18 protein-coding genes and 1 pseudogene are annotated in these 18,245 nt (G+C 71.6%); 12 read left to right on the top strand and 7 right to left on the bottom strand.

From position 1 onward, the window contains the following. Window positions 1-48: 48 nt before the first annotated feature. Complete coding sequence (locus tag IE257_RS06690; RefSeq protein ID WP_189965624.1) at window positions 49-696, top strand: D-sedoheptulose-7-phosphate isomerase; 648 nt, start codon at window positions 49-51, stop codon at window positions 694-696. After that, window positions 693-2,090 carry a D-glycero-beta-D-manno-heptose 1-phosphate adenylyltransferase gene (gene rfaE2 / locus IE257_RS06685; RefSeq protein WP_189965622.1) on the top strand — a complete coding sequence of 466 codons (1,398 nt, stop codon included), beginning with the start codon at window positions 693-695 and terminating at the stop codon, window positions 2,088-2,090. Before IE257_RS06690 ends, rfaE2 begins: the two co-directional genes overlap by 4 nt. 64 nt (window positions 2,091-2,154) lie before the next feature. Here rfaE2 and IE257_RS06680 read toward each other — a convergent pair whose 3' ends face one another. Further along, the gene (locus tag IE257_RS06680; RefSeq protein ID WP_229920201.1) at window positions 2,155-3,441 is read right to left on the bottom strand and encodes an MFS transporter; all 1,287 of its coding nucleotides are present in this window, start codon (window positions 3,439-3,441) and stop codon (window positions 2,155-2,157) included. Window positions 3,442-3,979: 538 nt separating this feature from the next. Here IE257_RS06680 and IE257_RS06675 point away from each other — a divergent pair. Next, on the top strand, window positions 3,980-4,999 hold the full coding sequence (locus IE257_RS06675; RefSeq protein WP_189965618.1) for a glycosyltransferase family 9 protein: 1,020 nt from the start codon (window positions 3,980-3,982) through the stop codon (window positions 4,997-4,999). A gap of 27 nt (window positions 5,000-5,026) precedes the next feature. Here the strand turns inward: IE257_RS06675 and IE257_RS06670 are convergent, their stop codons facing one another. Continuing rightward, a complete protein-coding gene (locus IE257_RS06670) occupies window positions 5,027-5,404 on the bottom strand; it encodes a hypothetical protein (protein ID WP_189965616.1) in 378 nt (125 codons plus the stop codon). Window positions 5,405-5,818: 414 nt separating this feature from the next. Between IE257_RS06670 and IE257_RS06665 the strand changes: the two genes are divergently transcribed. Both IE257_RS06665 and IE257_RS06660 read left to right on the top strand, forming a co-directional pair. Beyond that, entirely contained in the window at window positions 5,819-6,217 is a 399-nt protein-coding gene (locus IE257_RS06665; RefSeq protein WP_189965613.1) for a cofilin family protein, read from the top strand. Window positions 6,218-6,674: 457 nt separating this feature from the next. Next, entirely contained in the window at window positions 6,675-7,106 is a 432-nt protein-coding gene (locus IE257_RS06660; RefSeq protein ID WP_189965611.1) for an STAS domain-containing protein, read from the top strand. A gap of 172 nt (window positions 7,107-7,278) precedes the next feature. On the opposite strand, the pseudogene IE257_RS06655 reads toward IE257_RS06660, so the two are convergent. Then, window positions 7,279-7,566 (bottom strand): annotated as a pseudogene (locus IE257_RS06655) (IS982 family transposase); the annotation flags it as partial. Window positions 7,567-8,038: 472 nt separating this feature from the next. On the opposite strand from IE257_RS06655, the gene IE257_RS06650 reads away from it, so the two are divergent. Together IE257_RS06650 and IE257_RS06645 are read left to right on the top strand one after the other, a co-directional pair. After that, window positions 8,039-9,064: an ATP-dependent DNA ligase gene (locus IE257_RS06650; protein ID WP_229920162.1), complete on the top strand. Its 1,026-nt coding sequence runs from the start codon at window positions 8,039-8,041 to the stop codon at window positions 9,062-9,064. Window positions 9,065-9,416: 352 nt separating this feature from the next. Further along, a complete protein-coding gene (locus IE257_RS06645) occupies window positions 9,417-9,866 on the top strand; it encodes a DUF5133 domain-containing protein (RefSeq protein ID WP_229920161.1) in 450 nt (149 codons plus the stop codon). A gap of 521 nt (window positions 9,867-10,387) precedes the next feature. Here IE257_RS06645 and IE257_RS06640 read toward each other — a convergent pair. Then, entirely contained in the window at window positions 10,388-10,669 is a 282-nt protein-coding gene (locus tag IE257_RS06640; protein WP_189965609.1) for a hypothetical protein, read from the bottom strand. 309 nt (window positions 10,670-10,978) lie between these two features. On the opposite strand from IE257_RS06640, the gene IE257_RS06635 reads away from it, so the two are divergent. Both IE257_RS06635 and IE257_RS06630 read left to right on the top strand, forming a co-directional pair. Next, window positions 10,979-11,170 (top strand): hypothetical protein, encoded by a 192-nt coding sequence (locus IE257_RS06635; protein WP_189965607.1) that lies wholly within the window; start codon window positions 10,979-10,981, stop codon window positions 11,168-11,170. Between the two features lie 8 nt (window positions 11,171-11,178). Beyond that, window positions 11,179-12,201, top strand: a complete 1,023-nt coding sequence (locus tag IE257_RS06630) for a DNA topoisomerase IB (protein WP_189965605.1) — start codon at window positions 11,179-11,181, stop codon at window positions 12,199-12,201. 221 nt (window positions 12,202-12,422) lie between these two features. On the opposite strand, the gene IE257_RS06625 is transcribed toward IE257_RS06630, so the two are convergent. Further along, a complete protein-coding gene (locus IE257_RS06625) occupies window positions 12,423-12,587 on the bottom strand; it encodes a hypothetical protein (RefSeq protein WP_189965603.1) in 165 nt (54 codons plus the stop codon). A gap of 197 nt (window positions 12,588-12,784) precedes the next feature. Beyond that, window positions 12,785-13,114 (bottom strand): Rho termination factor N-terminal domain-containing protein, encoded by a 330-nt coding sequence (locus tag IE257_RS06620; protein ID WP_189965601.1) that lies wholly within the window; start codon window positions 13,112-13,114, stop codon window positions 12,785-12,787. 242 nt (window positions 13,115-13,356) lie between these two features. Here IE257_RS06620 and IE257_RS06615 point away from each other — a divergent pair, with 242 nt between their 5' ends. The 3 genes from IE257_RS06615 to IE257_RS06605 all read left to right on the top strand — a co-directional run bounded on the left by IE257_RS06615 (window position 13,357) and on the right by IE257_RS06605 (window position 17,451). Beyond that, on the top strand, window positions 13,357-13,656 hold the full coding sequence (locus IE257_RS06615; protein ID WP_372452947.1) for a hypothetical protein: 300 nt from the start codon (window positions 13,357-13,359) through the stop codon (window positions 13,654-13,656). 154 nt (window positions 13,657-13,810) lie between these two features. Further along, on the top strand, window positions 13,811-14,905 hold the full coding sequence (locus IE257_RS06610; RefSeq protein WP_189965599.1) for a carboxylate-amine ligase: 1,095 nt from the start codon (window positions 13,811-13,813) through the stop codon (window positions 14,903-14,905). A 449-nt stretch (window positions 14,906-15,354) separates the two neighbouring features. Beyond that, window positions 15,355-17,451 (top strand): SpoIIE family protein phosphatase, encoded by a 2,097-nt coding sequence (locus tag IE257_RS06605; protein ID WP_189966207.1) that lies wholly within the window; start codon window positions 15,355-15,357, stop codon window positions 17,449-17,451. 121 nt (window positions 17,452-17,572) lie between these two features. On the opposite strand, the gene IE257_RS06600 is transcribed toward IE257_RS06605, so the two are convergent. Then, the gene (locus tag IE257_RS06600) at window positions 17,573-18,121 is read right to left on the bottom strand and encodes a hypothetical protein (RefSeq protein ID WP_189965597.1); all 549 of its coding nucleotides are present in this window, start codon (window positions 18,119-18,121) and stop codon (window positions 17,573-17,575) included. Window positions 18,122-18,245 lie beyond the last annotated feature (124 nt).

Below are 18,245 nucleotides of genomic sequence, written 5' to 3'. Positions count from 1 at the left end.
CTGAAGGAGGTGGGGTGCGGACCGCTCCCGAGCGGCCGCTCCGACGCCATGAGCCGATCTTCCGCAACCACAGGAGCCCAACAGCACTGCCAGGCACTGGAGGACGCGCTGAGACGTCTGCGCGTCCACGGTCTGGACCAGCTCGCCCACTGGGGTCACCGGCTCGCCGCGGTGCTCCCCGCCGGAGGCCGCCTCCTCGCGGCCGGCAACGGCGGCAGCGCTGCCCAGGCACAGCACCTGACCGCTGAGCTGGTCGGCCGCTACCGCGAGGAGCGGCCGCCCTACTCGGCCATCGCCCTGCACGCCGAGACGTCCAGCGTCACCGCGATCGGCAACGACTACGGATTCGAGCAGGTCTTCGCCCGGCAGGTCGCGGCTCACGGCCGGGACGGTGACGTCCTGGTCCTGCTGTCGACGTCAGGACGCAGCGGCAACCTGCTGTCGGCCGCGATGACGGCCCGCGAGGCGGGCGTGGAGGTCTGGGCCCTGACCGGACCCGCCCCCAACCCGCTGGCGGAGGCCGCCGACCAGGCGCTGTGTATCGACACCGCCTCGACGGCGACCGTGCAGGAGGCCCACTTGGTGGCCGTGCACCTCCTGTGCGAGTCCTTCGACGCGGCCCTTGCCTCCTCCGGCACCGCCACCGTCAGGACGGCGCCCCGACGCGCCGTCGCCGCAGTCAGGAGGACCAGATGACCGGCCGAGCACCGCTCGTCGTGGTCGGCGACGTGCTGCTGGACCGGGACATCCGGGGGGTCGCCTCCCGTCTTGCTCCGGACGCCCCGGCACCCGTCGTCGACGTCACGGACGACCTCTCCCGACCCGGAGGCGCAGGACTGGCCGCTGTGCTGGCCGCGCGTTCGGGCCGGGAAGTCGTCCTGATCACGGCACTGGGCGAGGACCGTGCCAGCAACCGTGTGCGGGAGGTGCTGGACGGCCGTGTCCGGCTGGTGGAGCTGCCCCTCGAAGGCTCTCTGCCGGTCAAGACACGGGTACTGGCCGATGGCCGTCCTCTGGTCCGGATCGACCGGGGCGGCGGCCAGGTCGGCCTCCCCGATGCCGAGGTGGGCCGGGCCTTGGCCGACGCGCAGGCCGTCCTGGTCGCCGACTACGGCAGGGGCACGGCCCAGGCGCTGCGGCCCCTGCTCACCGACAGCGCTGGCCGCGTTCCGCTGGTGTGGGACCCCCACCCGCGGGGCGGCCCCCCGGTGCCCGGAGCCCGCCTGGTGACACCGAACGCGGCGGAGGCGACCGCGTTGTGCCCCGACGGGGGAGACTCCCTGGCGGCGCACGCCCGGCGAGGCGCGGAACTGGCGGAGCGCTGGGGGGCCGCTGCGGTGGCCGTGACCCTCGGCGAGCGGGGGGTTCTGCTGACCCGGCCCCTGTCCGAGGCACCGATGCTCGTACCGGCCCCCTACCGAGCCGTCGGAGATCCGTGCGGAGCGGGCGACTGCTTCGCCGCCGTGGCGGCCTCCGCACTCGCGGACGGGGGCCTGCCGGAAGAGGCGGTACAGCTGGCGGTGGCCGCTGCCGCGGCCTTCGTATCGGCGGGTGGCGCCTGCGACCGCGACCTGTGGAAAACGTCCCCCCGGAGCGCATCGGCCCGGCCCGCGGGCGGCGACGCCTTCGCGACAGCTGCGAGCGTACGGGCTCGGGGCGGAACGGTGGTCGCCACGGGCGGCTGTTTCGACCTGCTCCACGCCGGGCACGTCGGCCTGCTGGACAGCGCGCGGCGGATCGGCGACTGTCTGATCGTCTGCGTCAACTCGGATGCCTCGCTGCGGCGGCTCAAGGGGCCGGGGCGCCCCCTGAACCCGTTGGAGGACCGCGTACGGGTGCTGGCGGCGCTCGGCAGCGTCGACGCCGTCGTAGCCTTCGAGGAGGACACGCCCCAGGCGTTGTTGGGCCTCCTGCGGCCGGACGTCTGGGTCAAGGGCGGCGACTATTCGGCGGACGATCTTCCGGAGGCGCGGGCGTTGCGAGGCTGGGGCGGACAGGCCGTCGTCCTGCCCTATCTCGACGGCCGCTCCACGACCGGCATCGCGGATCGCGCTGCACGGGCCGCCTCGGGTGCGCGGTCAGCCCCCTGAGCGGGGCGGGCCGGCACGCGCTGCGTCACGGACCGGGCCGCGTGTCGGACGCGCAGTGCTCAGATCAGGCGGCGGTGCTCAGCCGGGCCTGGGCGGGCACCGCAGCCTCGTGCCCCCGGGTGAGCGCTCGGCTGCGGGGCTTGCGCCCCCGCAGCAGGTAACCAGCGACGACGAACGTGGCGATGGCCAGTCCACCAACGATCAGCGTGACCCGTACGCCGGCCAGCTCCATGAACAGTCCCAGCATCGGCGGCGCCGCCAGGCCCCACACGGTGCGGATGCTGGACCAGGCGCCGAGCATACGGCCCCTCATGTGGGCGGGCGGATCGGTCTGGAGCACCGTGGACTGGGCGGTGTCCCCGACGGATTCCGCGATCGCCATGGGCAGGACGAGGACCAGGAGCACCAGGAGGGAGGGGGTAAGCCCAGCCAGGATCTGCAGGAGGGCCCCGGCCAGGGTCAGGACAGCCACCATGCGGACGCTCGGCCTGCGCAGCCGGGCGCCCAGGACCGCCCCGACGATCCCGCCGACGGCCAGCACGGTGGAGACCTTGCTGAAGGAACCCGCGTCTCCGGCGAGGGGCCCGGTGACCAGGACCACCAGGGTGAGCGAGTAGTTGCGGCCGAACAGCGCACTGATCCCGTTCAGGGCGGCGAGGGCGACCAGTCGCGGGCGCCCCATGAAGAAGGCGAGCCCCTCCCGGGCGCTCATGTCCCGCGCCGCGACCGCTCCGAGCGCCGGCCGCCCAGCGGGTACGGGTACCACCGCGGGTGCGGGTACCACCGCCCGCGTTGCCTCTCGGGGGCCGGCCGCCTTGAGGAACGGGATCACGCAGGCCACGAACAGGAACGACAAGCCGTTGGCCGCATAGGCCGCCGCCGTGCCCAGGAAGCCGACGGCCACGCCGGCGAGCGCGGCGCCCGCGAGCCGTCCGGCGCTGTGGACGAGCGAACCCACCCCGATGGCCGACGGCACGTCCGGGGCGTGGACGAGATCGTTGCCGAGCAGCGCGCACGCAGGGCCGTCGACGGTGGCGATCAGTCCGGTCACCGCGGCCAGCGCGAGCAGCACCGGGAGGTCGAGGCCGTCCAGCGCGACCAGCAGGGCCGTCACCAGCGCCACCGCACCGAGCAGGGCCTGCGCGACGGCGGCGGTCAGCTTGCGGGGGAAGCGGTCGACGGCCGCGCCGCCCGCCAGGCCGAGGAGCAGGCCGGGCGCCATCTGGATGGACACGGACAGGCCGGTGGCGGCGGCCGATCCCGTGATCTGCAGGACCAGAAGGTTCTGCACCGTCAGCTGCATCCAGGTGCCCGCGTTGGACACGAAGTTCGCGACGGCCCACCAGCGCATGCTGCGGTAGCGGAGGGACCGCCACGGGGAGCGGTCGACGGAGCGGTCGGGCACGGGAGCGGAAGAGGACGCGGACACAGAGGCAGACACAAGCAGGACCCAGGGTGGAGCGCGAAGCGCAGGAGGCGGAAGGAACGGGCGCTCCGCACCGCCCCACGCGCACGGCGACACCCGGCAGCAGAAGGGGGAGGAACTGGCCCGCGGACCATGGTGGCAGAACCTCCCACCCACCTCGGTGACCTGGGACACCCGACGGCCCCCTGCGAGGCCCCGGCCCCTGGCCTGCCAAGGCCTACGGGGCAGCCGGTGTGTTTGCTCACAGCGGCCGTCCGGAGCCGTCACCCCCCGTGCGGCCCAGCCCGGCGTGCCTCGGAGGACCGTCCTCGCGACAGTGGAGTGCAGCAGCCGCGCGACCCGCGCTTTCCTGGGCGGAGCGGCTCGGCAGCGACCCTGGAGGGCACCGCTCAGGTACGGATCCCGGCCGGCGACAGCGGTCGGATCGGCGGCCCGTCCCCCTGCTGAGCCTCGGAAGGACCTCATGAGTGTGCACAAGCCGGCAGGTCCCGCTCCGAGAAGGCGGGTGTCGGCCGACAGCCGCCCCCAGGTACTGGTTCTGCGGGCCTTGGGCCTCGGCGATCTGCTGACGGTGGTGCCCTGCCTGCGGGCGCTGCGCAGGAGCATGCCGGATGGCGACATCGTCCTGGCCGCACCCGACCGGCTGGCCACCGTCGCCGTTGCCACCGGACTCGTGGACCGGGTCCTGCCCACGACCGCGCGAGGCCGCGGCGTCCCCACCGAATTGAGCTGGGAGGGGCCGCCGCCGGAGCTGGCCGTGGACCTGCAGGGGAACGGGCCCCCCAGCCATCTGCTCCTCCAGCGGCTGCGGCCGCGCCGGCTCCTCGCCTACCGGCACGTACGGACCCCGGACGTCCTCGGACCCGAGTGGCGCGACGACGAGCACGAGCGCGAACGCTGGTGCCGCCTGCTGCGCTGGTACGGCATCGAGGCCGACCCCACGGACCTTTCGATCGCCGCTCCTGCGTGCGTCTCACCCGCCCCGGGCGCCGTCGTCGTCCACCCCGGCGCCGACGCCGGTTCCCGCCGGTGGCCCCCCGAACGGTTCGCAGCGGTCGTACGCGCCCTCCGCCGAGCGGGCCAGGCCGTGGTCGTCACGGCGGGCGCGGGCGAGGGGGCGCTGGCCCGGCGCGTGGCGAGCGACGCGGGACTGTCACCGGAGGCGGTGGTCGGCGGCTCCAGTGACGTCCCCTTCGACCAACTGTCCGCACTCGTGGCCGGTGCGCGCTGTGTCCTGGTCGGCGACACGGGTCTGGCGCACCTCGCGACGGCCCTGGGCACCCGGTCCGTCGTCCTCTTCGGCCCCGTCGCCCCCCGCCTGTGGGGCCCGCCCGCTCACGCGAAACACCGGGTGCTGTGGTGCCCGCGCGAGGGAGAGGACCCCTTGCGGCCCGGCGACGCACACGCGTCGCTGCCCGATGCCCGGCTCCTGCGCATCTCTGTCGGCCAAGTGGTCGAGGCGGTGCTAAGCCACTGCCGTTGAGATGAGAGCGCCCATCTGCCGGGCCAGTCAGCCGGCGTTCCGCTTGCCGGGAGGGTCCTGCGGATCGATCCCGGTCACCGCCGACGCGTCCCGTGTGCCACTGGGACGGCGCGAGGCCCCCTGCGGCCCCATGTCATGCATGCCCTTGGGGCTCTTGGCCCCCTTGGTCTGCTGCTCTCCTCTGCGGCCTTCGCTCTTTCCTACATCGACGCCGGAGCCCTTGTTCTCTTCCTGGGACACCTCACGGCCGGGACCGCGAGCGGGAGCGTGCTCTTCCGCGTGGAAAGACCGCTCGGCACTCGGATTCTCCTGCTGTCGCGTCGCGTCCACGTCCGGCGACCAACCATGCTGTGGACCGGTGTGCCTGCTTGCTTCGCTTTGGTTTGGTCTCTGCTGCTTCGCCATGATCTGCCTGCTCTCTTCGGCCGCACGGGGCTGCCGCGGCGGCCGAACTGTCGGTGTCTACTGCTCCTACCCGTTCGGGCCCCGACAATCCTGCGGGCCAGGTCGAGTTCGCGAGCCGGGGCTGCGCACCTGGAGCAATCAGGCGGCACCCGGCGAGCGGGCATGGTGGGATCGGCGGGTGAAGGATCCCTTCGGCTGTGACGCGCCGGCTCTCCTGGCCTGTTCCGGGACAGTGGACTGTGCGGCGGCCCGCCGCGCTGTCGCTGCCCACGCCGTCGACCCCACAGATCTGGCGCTGATGCTGGACATGCTCGGTCTGCTGCCCGAGGCGGGCCCAGAGCCGCCACCCCCACCGGGACGCGAGGCCGACCCTCTGGGTGACACCTTCCCGGCCATGAGCGAAGTGAGGTTCTCATGAGCGGCCCGATCGCTCTGGCGGAAGACTGCCGTGAGGCCCTTCACCACCTGAGGCAGACTCGGGAGATCAATACGGTGATCCTCCGCTTCGGCGCAGGCGGTGTGCTGGTGCCGGAGCTGGAGAGCAATCTGACCCATGACGAGCTGGTTTCGGCGCTGCCCGCGGGCCAGGCGCGCCTGGTCGTCCACGAGCTGTCCTTTGCCACCCCGGAGGGCGCCCGCCGGCACGAAATGCTGTTGATCCTCTGGATGCCGGCAGACACCGAAGCCCAGGAAGAGACCTACACAGCCGGCTACACCCTCCTGAAGGAATACCTTCCGGACGTCCACGTCCACCTCACGGCCAGACGGCGCGACCAGCTGGAGTACCGAAGGCTCGTCGCCCTCGCTTCCTGATGCCGTTGTCAAACGGCTTCAGCGACTGGCGGTGTGACTTGGTAGCACCTTCGGTCACGGACAGGTCCATGAACGGGACGTGCGCCATCGTGCAGGCCACGAACTCGTGTCCGGGCCGACCGCGTGATCGACCTGGTCGAAGGCGGGACAGCTGCCGAGGTCTCCGAGGGGTGTCAGGCAGGCGGTGGTTCCATACCGCTGATCGCGATGCGGAGGGCCGGTTTCATGGCGTCTCACCTCGCCATCTCTGGAGCACCGTACGCGGGGCGCCTCGACGACATGGTCTCTCGAACGAAGTTTCGGCCTCGCTCGTACCCGGGGCAAGTGGGTGAGGCGCGAGGCCTGCGGACGGGCTTGCCGCCGCTTTCGAGGCTGAGGCAGGATCGGGGTAGGACCATTTCCCGTCCACACAGGGCAGGAGTGCATCAGAACGGCCGGTCCCGGCGAGGTGATACTCATGGAGCGCGATTTTCGGATCGTGACGCGACGTTTCGGGCCCACCGTGCACCTGGCCCCGGACGGTGAACTGGACCTCGACTCCCGCCCTGTCCTCGAGGAAGTCTTGAGCGTCCTCGACGAGAATGTCGTGGTGGTGGTGTGTGACATGACACGCCTCCGGTTCCTCGACGTCACCGGTTTGCACGCACTCCACGACCTCGCTCTGCGGCTCCACGACCGCGGCCTTGCGTTCTTCGCCTTCGGATGGCAGGCACAACCGCGGCGGCTCCTGGACATCGTCGACAGCCTCTACCCGTACTCGGAGGCCGGCTCCGAGCCCACCGCAATGCTGCGCCGCTGCCTGCGCGACGCGGCTGCGTCCCAGCGGGCGGCCGGCACGGAAGCGGCCCGCGCGAACGCCGTGGTCCACGGTACGCCGCAAGCCGGCTAGATGAGTAAGTCCGAAGTCCTGGTCAGTGGTCGTAGGCGATGAGTGACCTGGGGGTGTGGCGTTGATCCGGTTGTGCCAGATGGCGGCGGTCAGGGCCAGGATGCATTGTCCGACGCGGGCCAGGACCCCGGCTGGGGTTCTGGCTCCGTGGCGTTCGAGGTCGAGCTGGCCTGGAGGGGCAGTAGCCGTAGCCGGCCCAGCCCGCGAGGTCGGAGCGTTTCACGAGGGTGCGGATGAACCGGCTGATCAGCGAGGCCGCGGCCCGCAGGCGCTTGTTGTAGCTGGCTTGTTCGGGCAGGTAGGGGAACTCGGCGGAAAGGTGGGCGCGGGCGAACCGCAGCCATCGGGTCTCGGAGGCGAAGCCGAGGACGGCCTGCATGACGGCGAGCGTCAACAGCTCGGCATCCGTCAGCCTCGGCGGACGACCCGATCGCCGCGTTCCTGCCAGAGAGTCATCGATCCTGGGAGGAAGTGTGCCAGGGCCTCGGTGCGCTCGGGGTTGCTGGTGTAGGGCCGCAGGTAGGCCCCGTCGAAAGCGGCTTCGGTCACGGTCTTGCCGCCCGCTCACGGTCCCGTGGGAGTAGCGTCGGCTGCTTCGGGCAGGCGCCTATTGGGGCAAGCAGGGTCGGGTTCGGGCGCGACCGGCCTTTGGGCCTTCCGACTGGCAGGCCCGGCACAGCGCCCGCGCGCAGGTCGGTGCTCGTGGAGGGAGCGCGGCTGATGGGGTACGGCATCGTGTGCGGCCTCGATCAGGCTGCGGCCTGTTCCGGGAAGGTGTCCCGGTACTTCCCGGGGCTCCACCCCGTGCACACGGCCTCGACGAGTCGCTCGGCCCTCTTCCATTGCTTGTCGGACGCGGAGGGAGAGCAGGCCGCTCCAGGCCCTGAAGGCGACATCCTCCAGCACGTTGGCGCGAAGGGCAGGCACTCGGGGTGACGTTGCGACCGCCGGTGGAGCCGATGCTGGCGCAGGCCGTGGAGTCGGTGCCGGGGCCCGGTGTGCTCGGCGAGCTGGCGTTCGAGCAGAAGTTCGATGGCTACCGGGCTCTGCTGTTCACCCCCACGGGCCCCAACGGCGGCTTTCTGCTGCAGACCCGGCGCGGGTCACTGATCCAGGACCGGTTCCCGGACCTCCTCGCCGCGTCGGACAAGCTGCCCGACGGTCTGGTCCTGGACGGGGAGCTCGTCGTCTGGGACTCGAAGGCGGGCCGGCTGTCCTTCGAGGGACTGCAGCGGCGCACCGCTGCCCGCGGCCGCCGCAGCACGCGCGCTCTCGCCGCGTCGCTGCCCGCGTTCTTCATCGCCTTCGACGTTCTGCAACAGGACGGCAGTGAGGTGATCGGCTACCCCTACCGCCAACGCCGCCTCCGGCTGGAAGCCCTGTTCGCCCTCCACCGGCTTGCGCCCCCCTGGACGCTGTGCCCGATGACGACCGACCTGCTCAAGGCCCAGCAGTGGCTGGAGTCCTGGCCCGAGCTCTCCGGCGTCGAAGGCGTCGTGGTCAAAGCCATGAGCCAGCCGTACCGGCCCGGCCGGCGAGACTGGTACAAACTCCGTCGCCGGAACACCATCGAGGCGATCATCGGTGCGATCACCGGCACCGTCACCCGGCCTCAGCTCCTCTTCCTGGGCCGCCGCGACGCCTACGGCGACCTCTGCACGATCGGTCGCACGGCCCCGCTCCGTACCGAGCTGGCGCGCCTCGTCGGTGGCAACGTGATAGCCGCCGAGGCCGGACACCCCTGGGAGGGCCTGCGTTTCGCATCGGCGTGGGGCAGTCGGGACATCCTGGACGTGACGCTCGTACGTCCCGAGCTGGTCGCGGAGATCAGCGCCGACACGGCCATCGACCGAGGCGGCGTCTTCCGGCACCCGGTGCGCTTCAAACGGCTGCGCCTGGACGTGACCGCGGAGGAGGTACCGCTGTTCAGTCCCGGGCCGGCCGCCGCCACCGGCTGAAGGGTCTGGGTGAGCACCTGCACGGAGGGGGAGGTGGAGCAGGTGCTCACGGTGACGGCCCGGGGGCCGCTCAGCGCGCCAGACCGCCGTCTCCAGCGTAAATTCATCCGGCGTGCGAAGTCACATCCGATGCGTAGCGTAGCGGACCTGTGTGCCATGGGTACGAGCGGCTGCCATGCGGGAATACCGTACGTACCCAAGTGGTCGCCCTGTGGAATGAAGGGAACCTTGCATGCCTGCAGCCACTTCCGGTCCTGCGGACCCTCCCGCCCCGCCAACCCGGCCCGCCGGGCCGGGCGGATTCCTGCTCGGAGAGCCGACTGTCACCCGGGCTGCCGGGATGCTGATGGCGATGACGCCATGCACGGCACGCGACGCACACCGGATCCTGTCAGCGGCGGCCGGCCTGGCCCGCACCAGCCCGTACGAGCTGGCGGCCGCCATGGCCGCGGGCACCCGCGGCACACCGGTCCCCGTCCACCTCGAGCGTGCCGTACGTCGAGCCGTGGAGGCGGCTCGCGCCCCCGTCCCGGCAGCGAAGCTCCCCACAGCCCTCGTCCCGTCCCGGGTCCGCACCGAAGAGGTCCTGACGCATCTGCGCGCATGCCAGTCCCGGCTCTCAGCCGCTCCCGACGATCCTGACGCGCTGCGCGCGATGGACGACGCCGCATACACGCTGTGCGTGCTGATGGGACGTCGCTCCGTCCCGGAGGCGGTCCTGGTAGCACTGAACTACCTCGCGGTATCCACAGGCGGCCCGGCGGGGACCCGCGATGCTTCCCTGCCCTGTCCTCCTGGCTGAGCGGGTCCTGCCCGCCGCGGCCACGGAAACCGGTCTGTCGGTGAGCGAAGTGGCGCGGGCAAGGGTCGCCGACTCCCGTGGCGCACCTCTGCCGGTCGATGTGGAGCAGGCCTTGAACCATGCCGCGCAAGCCGCCCGCAGGAGCAGCGCGCCCCGAGTCTCACGGCCGTATCTGATGCCGAACCGCACGGATGCCGAGCGGGCCCTGGGCCGGTTCTTCGAGCCCGCCTGCGGCTGCGCGCGGCCCCCTCCGATTGCGAGGCGCGCCGCGCCGTGGACCATGCCTCTACACCTTGTGTGTTCTCATGGCGCAGCCCTCTCCGTATGCGGCCGTCAACGACGCGCTCCAGTGCACGGACGGCTGATCTAGGCATGCCGGGTTGACCGGAGGGGAACCGTCGGCCTGCTACCCATCGGCGTCGTCGGCGCCGCATGCGAACCGAGCGGCGGCCAGTCGGTCCTGCCGCCGTCGGAGCGGTAGGACCGACAACTGGCGGCCGTGCTGGGCTCGGCGGGTGCGCTCAGTGGCTGCCCGCTTCGCCGGAGGACTGGCGGCCACCAGACCCCTCACGACGCTCACGCAACATGTCCAGGGCTTCCTGGGTGCCCTCCGTCGGTTCGCGCTTCCCCGTGCCCATGACTTCCCGCGCCGCTTCCTTGACCTTCCGCGTGATGTCCTGGAGCTGTCCTTTGTCTTCGGACGGAGCCGCGCCACGCTGCCGCTCCTCCTCCGAGGACACATTGTTCTCGCCGGTCACGCGCTCCAGCGGTGACCGGCCGTCCTTCGATTCCTGGTGGTGCATGGTGACGCTCCGTTCGCCTTTCGCGTACCGGGACACTGCACCTGTCCCTTTCTCACCCTTTCAATCGTCCTGCAGCGAACAGGTGTGACCGGCCTTCGCATCGCCTACGGCCGGTTCGCCTGATATTCGGCGTTCACACTCGAGGGCGGATCACGACGGTGCACCAGGGTGGCCGCCGGCACACCCTTGGACGGGCATGCGGTTCGCCTCGTCCTGTGGGCGGCCGGCAGGTCCTGACGTTCAGTCGCATCAGCGACTTGGCCTCCGTTGCCCTGCGTGTCGCCGCACCGGCACGGGTAGGCGAAAGGTATGAACGACACAGATCAGTGGAGACCCGGCGAGATCGTGCCGCAGAGTGGTATCTACGCCTGCGACTGCGGCCAGGAACACCTGTGGAGCAAGAGCACCGATGTCCGCGGGCACCGGTTCCCGCCTCTTCCCTACGACTGCTCGGGACGGGCGTGGACCCTGCGTACCCAGGCTCACCCCGACGCGGGCTGACGGCTGCCGTGCGGCTGCGGACCAGCGACCCCCACACCGCGGGATGGCGCCGGGTACGGCACGGACGCGGCTTCCGGTACCTGGACACCCACGGGCAGCGTTTGCCGGAGGCGGACCGGGAACGGGTCCGTGCCCTCGTGATCCCCCCGGCCTGGCAGGACGTCTGGATCTGCCCGTGGTCGAACGGGCACATTCAAGCCGTGGGGACCGATGCGGCAGGCCGGCGCCAGTACCTTTACCACCCGCGCTTTCGCGAGCAGCGGGACGCCGCCAAACACGAGCACGTCCAGAGCGTGGCGCGCGCGCTGCCGCAGCTGCGGAAACAGGTGGCGCGTGACCTCGCCGGGCGCGGCCTGTCGCGCCTGCGGGTTCTGGCCTGCGTCACGCGGCTGCTCGACCTGGGTTTCCTGCGGATCGGCGGCGAACGCTACGCCCGGGACAACGGTAGCTACGGGCTCACCACGCTCCTGAGGGAGCACGCCGTGTGCCGTGGAGGCGAGATCCGTCTGCACTTCCCCGCCAAGTCGGGCCGGACGGTCACCCGCGCGCTGGTGGACGCGGAGGCCCACGCGGTGGTCCGGGCGCTCCTCCGGCGCAAAGAGTCCGGGCCTCGGCTGTTCGCGTACTGGGAGCACGGCGCGTGGCACGAGGCCCGTGCCGAGGACCTGAACGACTACCTGCGGGAACGGTCGCGGCAGAACGTGACGGCGAAGGACTTCAGGACCTGGTACGCCACCGTGCTGGCCGCTGTCGCCCTGGCGGTCTCCGAGACCACGTCCGACGCCTCCCGCGCCCGGCGCGGCCGGGTCGTGGCGCGCGCGGTGCGCGAGGTCAGCGACTACCTGGGCAACACGCCTGCCGTCTGCCGGGCTTCCTACATCGATCCTCGTGTCATCGAGCTCTACGAGGAGGGGGAGACCATCGCCGCCTCCCTCGGCGGGCTGGGCGAGGGCGGCCTCTTCGGCCGGCCGGCCACCCACGGTGTCGTTGAGCGGGCGGTCCTGGACCTTTTGCGCGCGGGCCATGCGTGAGAGGCGGTCGGGAGGCGGTGTGAGCGGCGGTACGCGACGGCCACGGGATCAGGCAAGGGTGGCGCGGCGCACCGGTACGTCGCCGACGGCCTTTCACGGCAGGCTCAGTACGAAGCTGCTGCGGGGACCGGTGGGCACGCGGCTCAGGGGGATGGTGAGGACCTGGTCGGGGACGTCTCAGTCGAGCTGTGCGAGTTCGGTCGCGAGCGTCGGAAGCACCGTCACGGCGATGTCCTCTCCGGGGCAGCGGTGACCGAAGGGGCGTCGCCGCCGCCCTGGGGGATCAGGCCGGCGAGCGGGTTGTCCGCGTCGTCCGGGCCGGTGAAGCGGTGCGGATCGAACCGGTAGGGGTGCTTGCACAGCCCAACTCCGGCACACCGTTCCACTGACTTCTCCGTTCCACGTCGGGTCAGCATCCCAGGTGTCGGACGCGGGAGCAGTACTTCGGTCGCGGTGTGGTGAAGGGCGCCGCTGAAGCCGCGAAGGTGACGTGAGAGCACGGCGGCGCGGTGGGCAGGGAGGCCGGCACCGGTGCCGGACGAACGGCGGCCCTGTCCGGGCCGCCGTGTCGTGAGGGATGGTTTCAGTTCCCCAGAGCGCTTTTGAGTTGCTGCTTGTTCATGGTCGAGCGGCCCTCGATCCCCCGCTCCTTCGCTTCCTGGTAGAGCTCGTCCTTGGTGCGCTCGGACGAGCCTCCACCGCCGCGGGACTTCTCACCACCGCGCTGCGAGGCGGACTTGCCCTGCGTGGAACTGCGACTTGCCGTCTTGCTCTCTCCCGACCGGGCACGTTCCTTGTTCACGGTGCGGGAGGCCATCTCCTTCGCGCGGTCCTCGGACATACCGCGCTGCTCACCCGACTCCTTGATGTGCTCGTACTGACGCTCGCGCTTCGGGCTGGATCCTCGGGGCATGACGAAACCTTTCATCGATGGGTGTGGCCTCATGCCATCGTGCGCGTACCCGCCTCTGCCCGCATCACACCGAGAAGCTTCCGGAGCTGCTCAAGCCTCGAAGGCCAACGCCTCGTCCGACCGGCTGAGGCGCCCTTCGGTCCGCGACGGCGGGCGGCTCGTCGATACGCGACTGCGACGGGCCGGGTCGTCTCCCGCTCCCAGGAGCTGTTGCGCGGGCACGGCCCGGGTTCGACCGGCTGATGTCCGACGCCTCGGAGAACGCGGTCGTTCTCGCGCCGGATCTCTCCACGCAGGGCGACGTGTTCCCGTCGGCCGCCGGGGACTCGGGATTGCTCCTGCTGGCCGACCTCCGGGACCTTCACCTTGCCGCAGCCCGCAACTCCTTGTACGGGGAGATGCTGGCCCAAACGGCCCGGGCCACCCGTGACGAGCGGCTCCTCGCGCTCGCCTCGGCCCGTCACCCGTGGACCCCGCGGCAGTTGCGCTGGACCAATACCATGATCAAGAAACTCTGCCCCAGGTGCAGCTCCGGCCCCTGAAAGGCGCCGGAGCTGCACCCGGCAGGGGCCCGGACGGTGTCCTGAATCTGCGCCCCGGTGCATGCCTCTTGGCATCTCGCGGCAACGAGGCGCGACCCCCGGCGTTATGTTTCCGATTCTGGGTGATCATGCGTATGGGGGGTAGTCGCCGAACGTGATCACTTTGGGCGTCGAAGAAGAGTATCTACTGGTGGATCCGGAGACCGCGCTTCCCCGGCCGTGGGTCGCCGACGTACGCAGGATCGCGGGCGTCGGACCTCTGGCCGAGGACGGTGAGGTCCAGGACGAACTCCTCCAGGCCCAGATCGAGGTCGCCACCCCGGTCTGCACGCGGCTGGAGGAAGTGGGGGGTCATCTCCTACGGCTGCGGCACGCGGTCGCCTCCGCTGCGGAGGAGCGGGGCTGCCGACTCCTCGCGTCGGCTGCCGCACCGGTCAGGGACTCCGCTCCTGTCCCTGTCACACCGAAGCCCCGCTACCGCAAAATGGAAGGGGAGGCGCGGCAGCTGGTGGACGAGCAGCTGATCTGCGGGATGCACGTCCACGTGGCCGTGCCCGATCCGGAGGTCGGCGTGGCGGTGCTGAACCGCATCCGCGTCTGGCTTCCCACACTGCTCGCGATGTCGGTGAACTCGCCGCTGTGGGACGGGAGGGACACCGGGTTCGCGAGTTGGCGGACGATCGTCTTCGGCCGCTGGCCGGTGAGCGGCCCCCCGCCTTACTTCCACGGCTACTGCGACTACGAGGAGCGGGTGGAGGCCCTGGTCTCGTCAGGGGTCATCGCCGACCGCGGACAGCTGTACTGGCAAGCCCGCCTCTCGGACCACTACCCCACCGTGGAGATCCGCTGCCTGGACGTGCAGTTGCGGGCGGACGACGCCGTCATGCTCGCGGGTATCGTGCGCGCCCTCGTCGAGGTCGCCCTCGCGGAGGAGAGTGTCGGAGCCCCTTCCGTCCCGTGCCCGTCGGAGCTGCTGCAAGCCGCGAACTGGCACGCGGCCCGCCACGGTCTGGACGGTTCCCTGGTCGACCCGCAGGGGCGCCGCCGCAGCAGTGGAGACGTCCTGTGCATGCTCCTCCGCCACATCGGTCCCGCGCTGGAGGAAAGCGGTGACGGTCGGGAAGTGAGCTCCCTCGTGCACCGCCTCCTCCAGGACGGAACGCCGTCGGCCCAGCAGCGGCGTGCGCTGGCGGAAGGCGGCATGCCCGCCCTGCGGAAGCTTCTTCTGGCCGGTGCGCCCGCGGACTGAGCGGCGAAAATGGGCAAGCCGGTCAGGTCTCCGATCGCCACGGTGTACCCGTGCTCCCACGTGGCCGAAGAGGCCTCCCGTCCGCGGCGCGGCCAAGGAGGACAGGGCCGGCGGCCCGGGCGCAACAGGCACTCGCCGGGCGCCCGGGTGGCCCTTCCGGCGGGACGTCAACCCGTTTCGTCCACGGTCGGTGCCGCGTGGCCCCGCGCCGGACCTGCCGGGAGAGTGTCCTGACGCGCCCCCCCCACACGCCGGGCCGGTGATCGCGCTGCCGGAACGCGACAGGCGTCGGCCGCGACCCGCGACGGCCGCGCGCCGAGGTCGGCCTGTGACCGCTGGGGAGCGTGCGATCCGGTCCGCCCCGGCGCGAGGAGCCGCCCCATGTGGGAGACGATGGGCACGTGCGGAACGTTTCTCCCGCCGAAGCCGATCCAGCGGGCCGGCAGCAGATGGAGAGGGCTCTGGACGGGACCGCCCGAGCCGCGGGCGCCTCCGTCGGCCTGCTCTACCTTCCCGGCTCCCACGGGCATGTCCTGTATCTCGCGACGGCGTGCGGAGTGTCGCGGGAGTTGACGGCCACGTGGTCCCGGGTCGGGTGGGAGGACCCCATCCCCGTCGCCGACGCGGTACGCGAAGACCGGCTCGTGTGGCTGGGCGGCCCTGAGGAGACCGCACGGCGTTATCCCAGGCTGGGCCTCGTTGTGCCCTACGACTTCAGCCTCGCCGCCGCCCCGATCCCTCATGAGGGCACGCGGGCGCTGGGCGGCGTCGTTCTGCTGTGGCCCGGGTCGCACCCGCCCCACCTGGCACCGCGTGAACGGCATGTGATCGAGACGGGGTGCCTACGCCTGGGGAACGTCCTGCGCCGGGCCGCGGAAGAGGGCCGACCGATCCACCCGCCTGCCCGCCCCGTGGTCCTGCGCCCTCCGCCACCACCGACCCCGGGACCCGTCGAGGCCGCCTCGGTGCTGGCCTTCGCCCGCCGGCTTCCCGGCGGAAGCTGTGCACTCGACCTGAGTGGAAGGATCACCTTCGTCACCGCCGAGGCGGCCGATCTGCTCGGCTCTTCCGTACACGACCTCCTCGGCGTCCTGCCCTGGGAGGCATTGCCGTGGATGGACACCCCCCTGGTCGAGGACCACTACCGGGCGGCGGCGATCAGCCGCCTGCCGCGCTCCTTCACCGCCCTGCGGCCTCCCGGCCACCTGCTGCGCTTCGAGCTGTACCCCGACGACTCGGGCATCAGCGTCCGCATCACCGAGGACCACGGCGCCGGCGCCGCCACCCGGCACACCGATTCGGCCGCCGACGCGCCGGGGCCGGCAGCGGGACCGAGCCGAGCCACCGCCCTCTACCACCTGATGCACCTGGCTGCCACTCTGACCGAGGCTGTGCATGCCCGGGACGTGGTCGAACGAGCCGCCGACCAGCTCGTTCCCGCTCTCGGAGCGCAGGCCATGGCCCTCCTCGTCGTGGAGGAGCAGCGGTTGCACATCGTCGGCTACCGCGGCTACACGGCCGAGTTGATGGCCCGGTTCGACGGAGCACCCACGGACTCCGACACGCCCACCACCTACGTGCTGCGGGAGGGCAGCCCCGTGTTCTTCCCCGACGCCGCCACGCTCCTGGCCGCGTATCCGTCCGCCGTTATCCAGGACGGCATGGGCGCATGGGCCTTCCTGCCCCTGATCGCTTCCGGCCGCCCCGTGGGATCGCTCGTCCTGGCCTACGGCCGACCGCGCATCTTCGCCCCCGGCGAGCGCGCCGTGCTGACATCGATCGCCGGTCTGATCGCCCAGGCCCTGGACCGGGCCCGTCTCTACGACTCCACCCACCAGCTTTCCCGCAGCCTGCAGACCGGCCTCCTGCCGCACAGCCTGCCCCGCATTCCCGGCCTCGACGTAGCCGCTCGGTACCTCCCCGCGTCCCGCGGCCTGGACATCGGGGGAGACTTCTACGACGTGATCCGCATCGACGAGACCACCGTTGCCGCCGCCATCGGCGACGTCCAGGGCCACAACGTCACCGCTGCCGCCCTCATGGGTCAAGTCCGTACCGCCGTCCACGCCAGCGCGGGTGCCCCGCCCGGCGAAGTCCTCGCCCGGACCAACCGTCTCCTCACCGACCTCGACCCGGGACTCTTCACCAGCTGCCTGTACGTCCAGATCGACCTCGCGCGCCACCAGGCGTGTCTGGCGACGGCGGGGCACCCTCCGCCCCTGCTCGGCCGCGCCGACGGCACCACCGAAGTGCTCCACCTCGACCCGGGCCTGCTCCTCGGCATCGACCGTGGAGCCACTTACCCCCTCACGGAGATCCGCTTCGACCCCGGTACCCTCCTGGCTCTCTACTCGGACGGCCTCGTCGAAACCCCCGGGACCGACCTCGGCGACGCGATCAACGCGGCCGCCGCACAGCTGTCGCGAAGCCACGGCCAGCCGTTGGCCGCGCTCGCGGACGACCTCACACGCCACGCCCAGCAGGCGGGTCCGCGCACCGACGACATCGCTCTCCTGCTGCTCCGGTACGGACACGCGGTGCGCTGACCGAACCGCCCCGCACGAGGTTCACCTACTCGTACCGACGCCGCGGGACGCCCGGGAAACTGCGCCGCCGGTGCGGCACCGCCGTTGCCATCTGCCGGTGCGGCCCGCCGAACGCCCAGGCTCATGGAATGCCGTAGCGCTGCCGGGCCGGAAGACCGGTCGGAGTGGTGTCGGGGTCGGATACGGTCGAGGACACCTTCGGCTCGTACTCGAACCTGTTACTGGCGTGCGCGTCGACCCAGCGGCGCAGCTGCGCGGCGACCTCGTCGGCGGTCTGGTCCGGGACCAGGCGCAGAAGGAGGCCGCCGACGCGACCGCCGGGATGGCCCCGCCTACAGGTTCGTGCGGCTCCCCCCAGCAGGCTGCTTGTCTGTGCCGAGGGTCGGGACCAGACGCGTTCCCGCGGCAGAATTCCGTGAGGGCATTGGGCGGCGGCTCCGGACACCGCGCGGCTGTGGATGTCGCGGTGGGCCCCTCGGATCTCCAGGTAACGTTGACGGAGCCCCGGACGGCCGTGCATACGGCGGCGTCGTCCAACCACCACAGCATCGTGTCCGATACGCCGCTCGGCGGCGTACCCCGACTCGGGTGCCGCCGCGTCGATGCGGTAGCCCTCCACCTCGCCGGACGCCGAGCGCAGGGGCGTGAGCAGGACCGCGGGTCCGGTCATCGCATCCAGGAGCCGCTGGCGGACCACACGGCGCAGGCACCGCCCGCGGCCTCGCCGCCGTGGGCCCGCTCCGGCCACTCCAGCGGGCCCGGGCACAACCGGCCGCCCGCCGAAGCAGGGCCCG

The organism is Streptomyces avidinii, assembly GCF_014650695.1.
Classification (GTDB): Bacteria; Actinomycetota; Actinomycetes; order Streptomycetales; family Streptomycetaceae; genus Streptomyces; species Streptomyces avidinii.
This window is presented reverse-complemented; position numbering and strand designations above follow the sequence as displayed.

Coding starts and splice junctions, on each gene's coding strand:
- IE257_RS06635 (WP_189965607.1), top strand. CDS start 10,979: ATGAACGACACAGATCAGTGGAGACCCGGCGAGATCGTGCCGCAGAGT.
- IE257_RS06615 (WP_372452947.1), top strand. CDS start 13,357: ATGTCCGACGCCTCGGAGAACGCGGTCGTTCTCGCGCCGGATCTCTCC.
- IE257_RS06680 (WP_229920201.1), bottom strand. CDS start 3,441: ATGCGCTGGTGGGCCGTCGCGAACTTCGTGTCCAACGCGGGCACCTGG.
- IE257_RS06660 (WP_189965611.1), top strand. CDS start 6,675: ATGGAGCGCGATTTTCGGATCGTGACGCGACGTTTCGGGCCCACCGTG.
- IE257_RS06605 (WP_189966207.1), top strand. CDS start 15,355: ATGGAGAGGGCTCTGGACGGGACCGCCCGAGCCGCGGGCGCCTCCGTC.
- IE257_RS06670 (WP_189965616.1), bottom strand. CDS start 5,404: ATGGCGAAGCAGCAGAGACCAAACCAAAGCGAAGCAAGCAGGCACACC.
- IE257_RS06620 (WP_189965601.1), bottom strand. CDS start 13,114: ATGCCCCGAGGATCCAGCCCGAAGCGCGAGCGTCAGTACGAGCACATC.
- IE257_RS06675 (WP_189965618.1), top strand. CDS start 3,980: ATGAGTGTGCACAAGCCGGCAGGTCCCGCTCCGAGAAGGCGGGTGTCG.
- IE257_RS06645 (WP_229920161.1), top strand. CDS start 9,417: ATGACGCCATGCACGGCACGCGACGCACACCGGATCCTGTCAGCGGCG.
- IE257_RS06600 (WP_189965597.1), bottom strand. CDS start 18,121: ATGACCGGACCCGCGGTCCTGCTCACGCCCCTGCGCTCGGCGTCCGGC.
- IE257_RS06665 (WP_189965613.1), top strand. CDS start 5,819: ATGAGCGGCCCGATCGCTCTGGCGGAAGACTGCCGTGAGGCCCTTCAC.
- rfaE2 (WP_189965622.1), top strand. CDS start 693: ATGACCGGCCGAGCACCGCTCGTCGTGGTCGGCGACGTGCTGCTGGAC.
- IE257_RS06690 (WP_189965624.1), top strand. CDS start 49: ATGAGCCGATCTTCCGCAACCACAGGAGCCCAACAGCACTGCCAGGCA.
- IE257_RS06640 (WP_189965609.1), bottom strand. CDS start 10,669: ATGCACCACCAGGAATCGAAGGACGGCCGGTCACCGCTGGAGCGCGTG.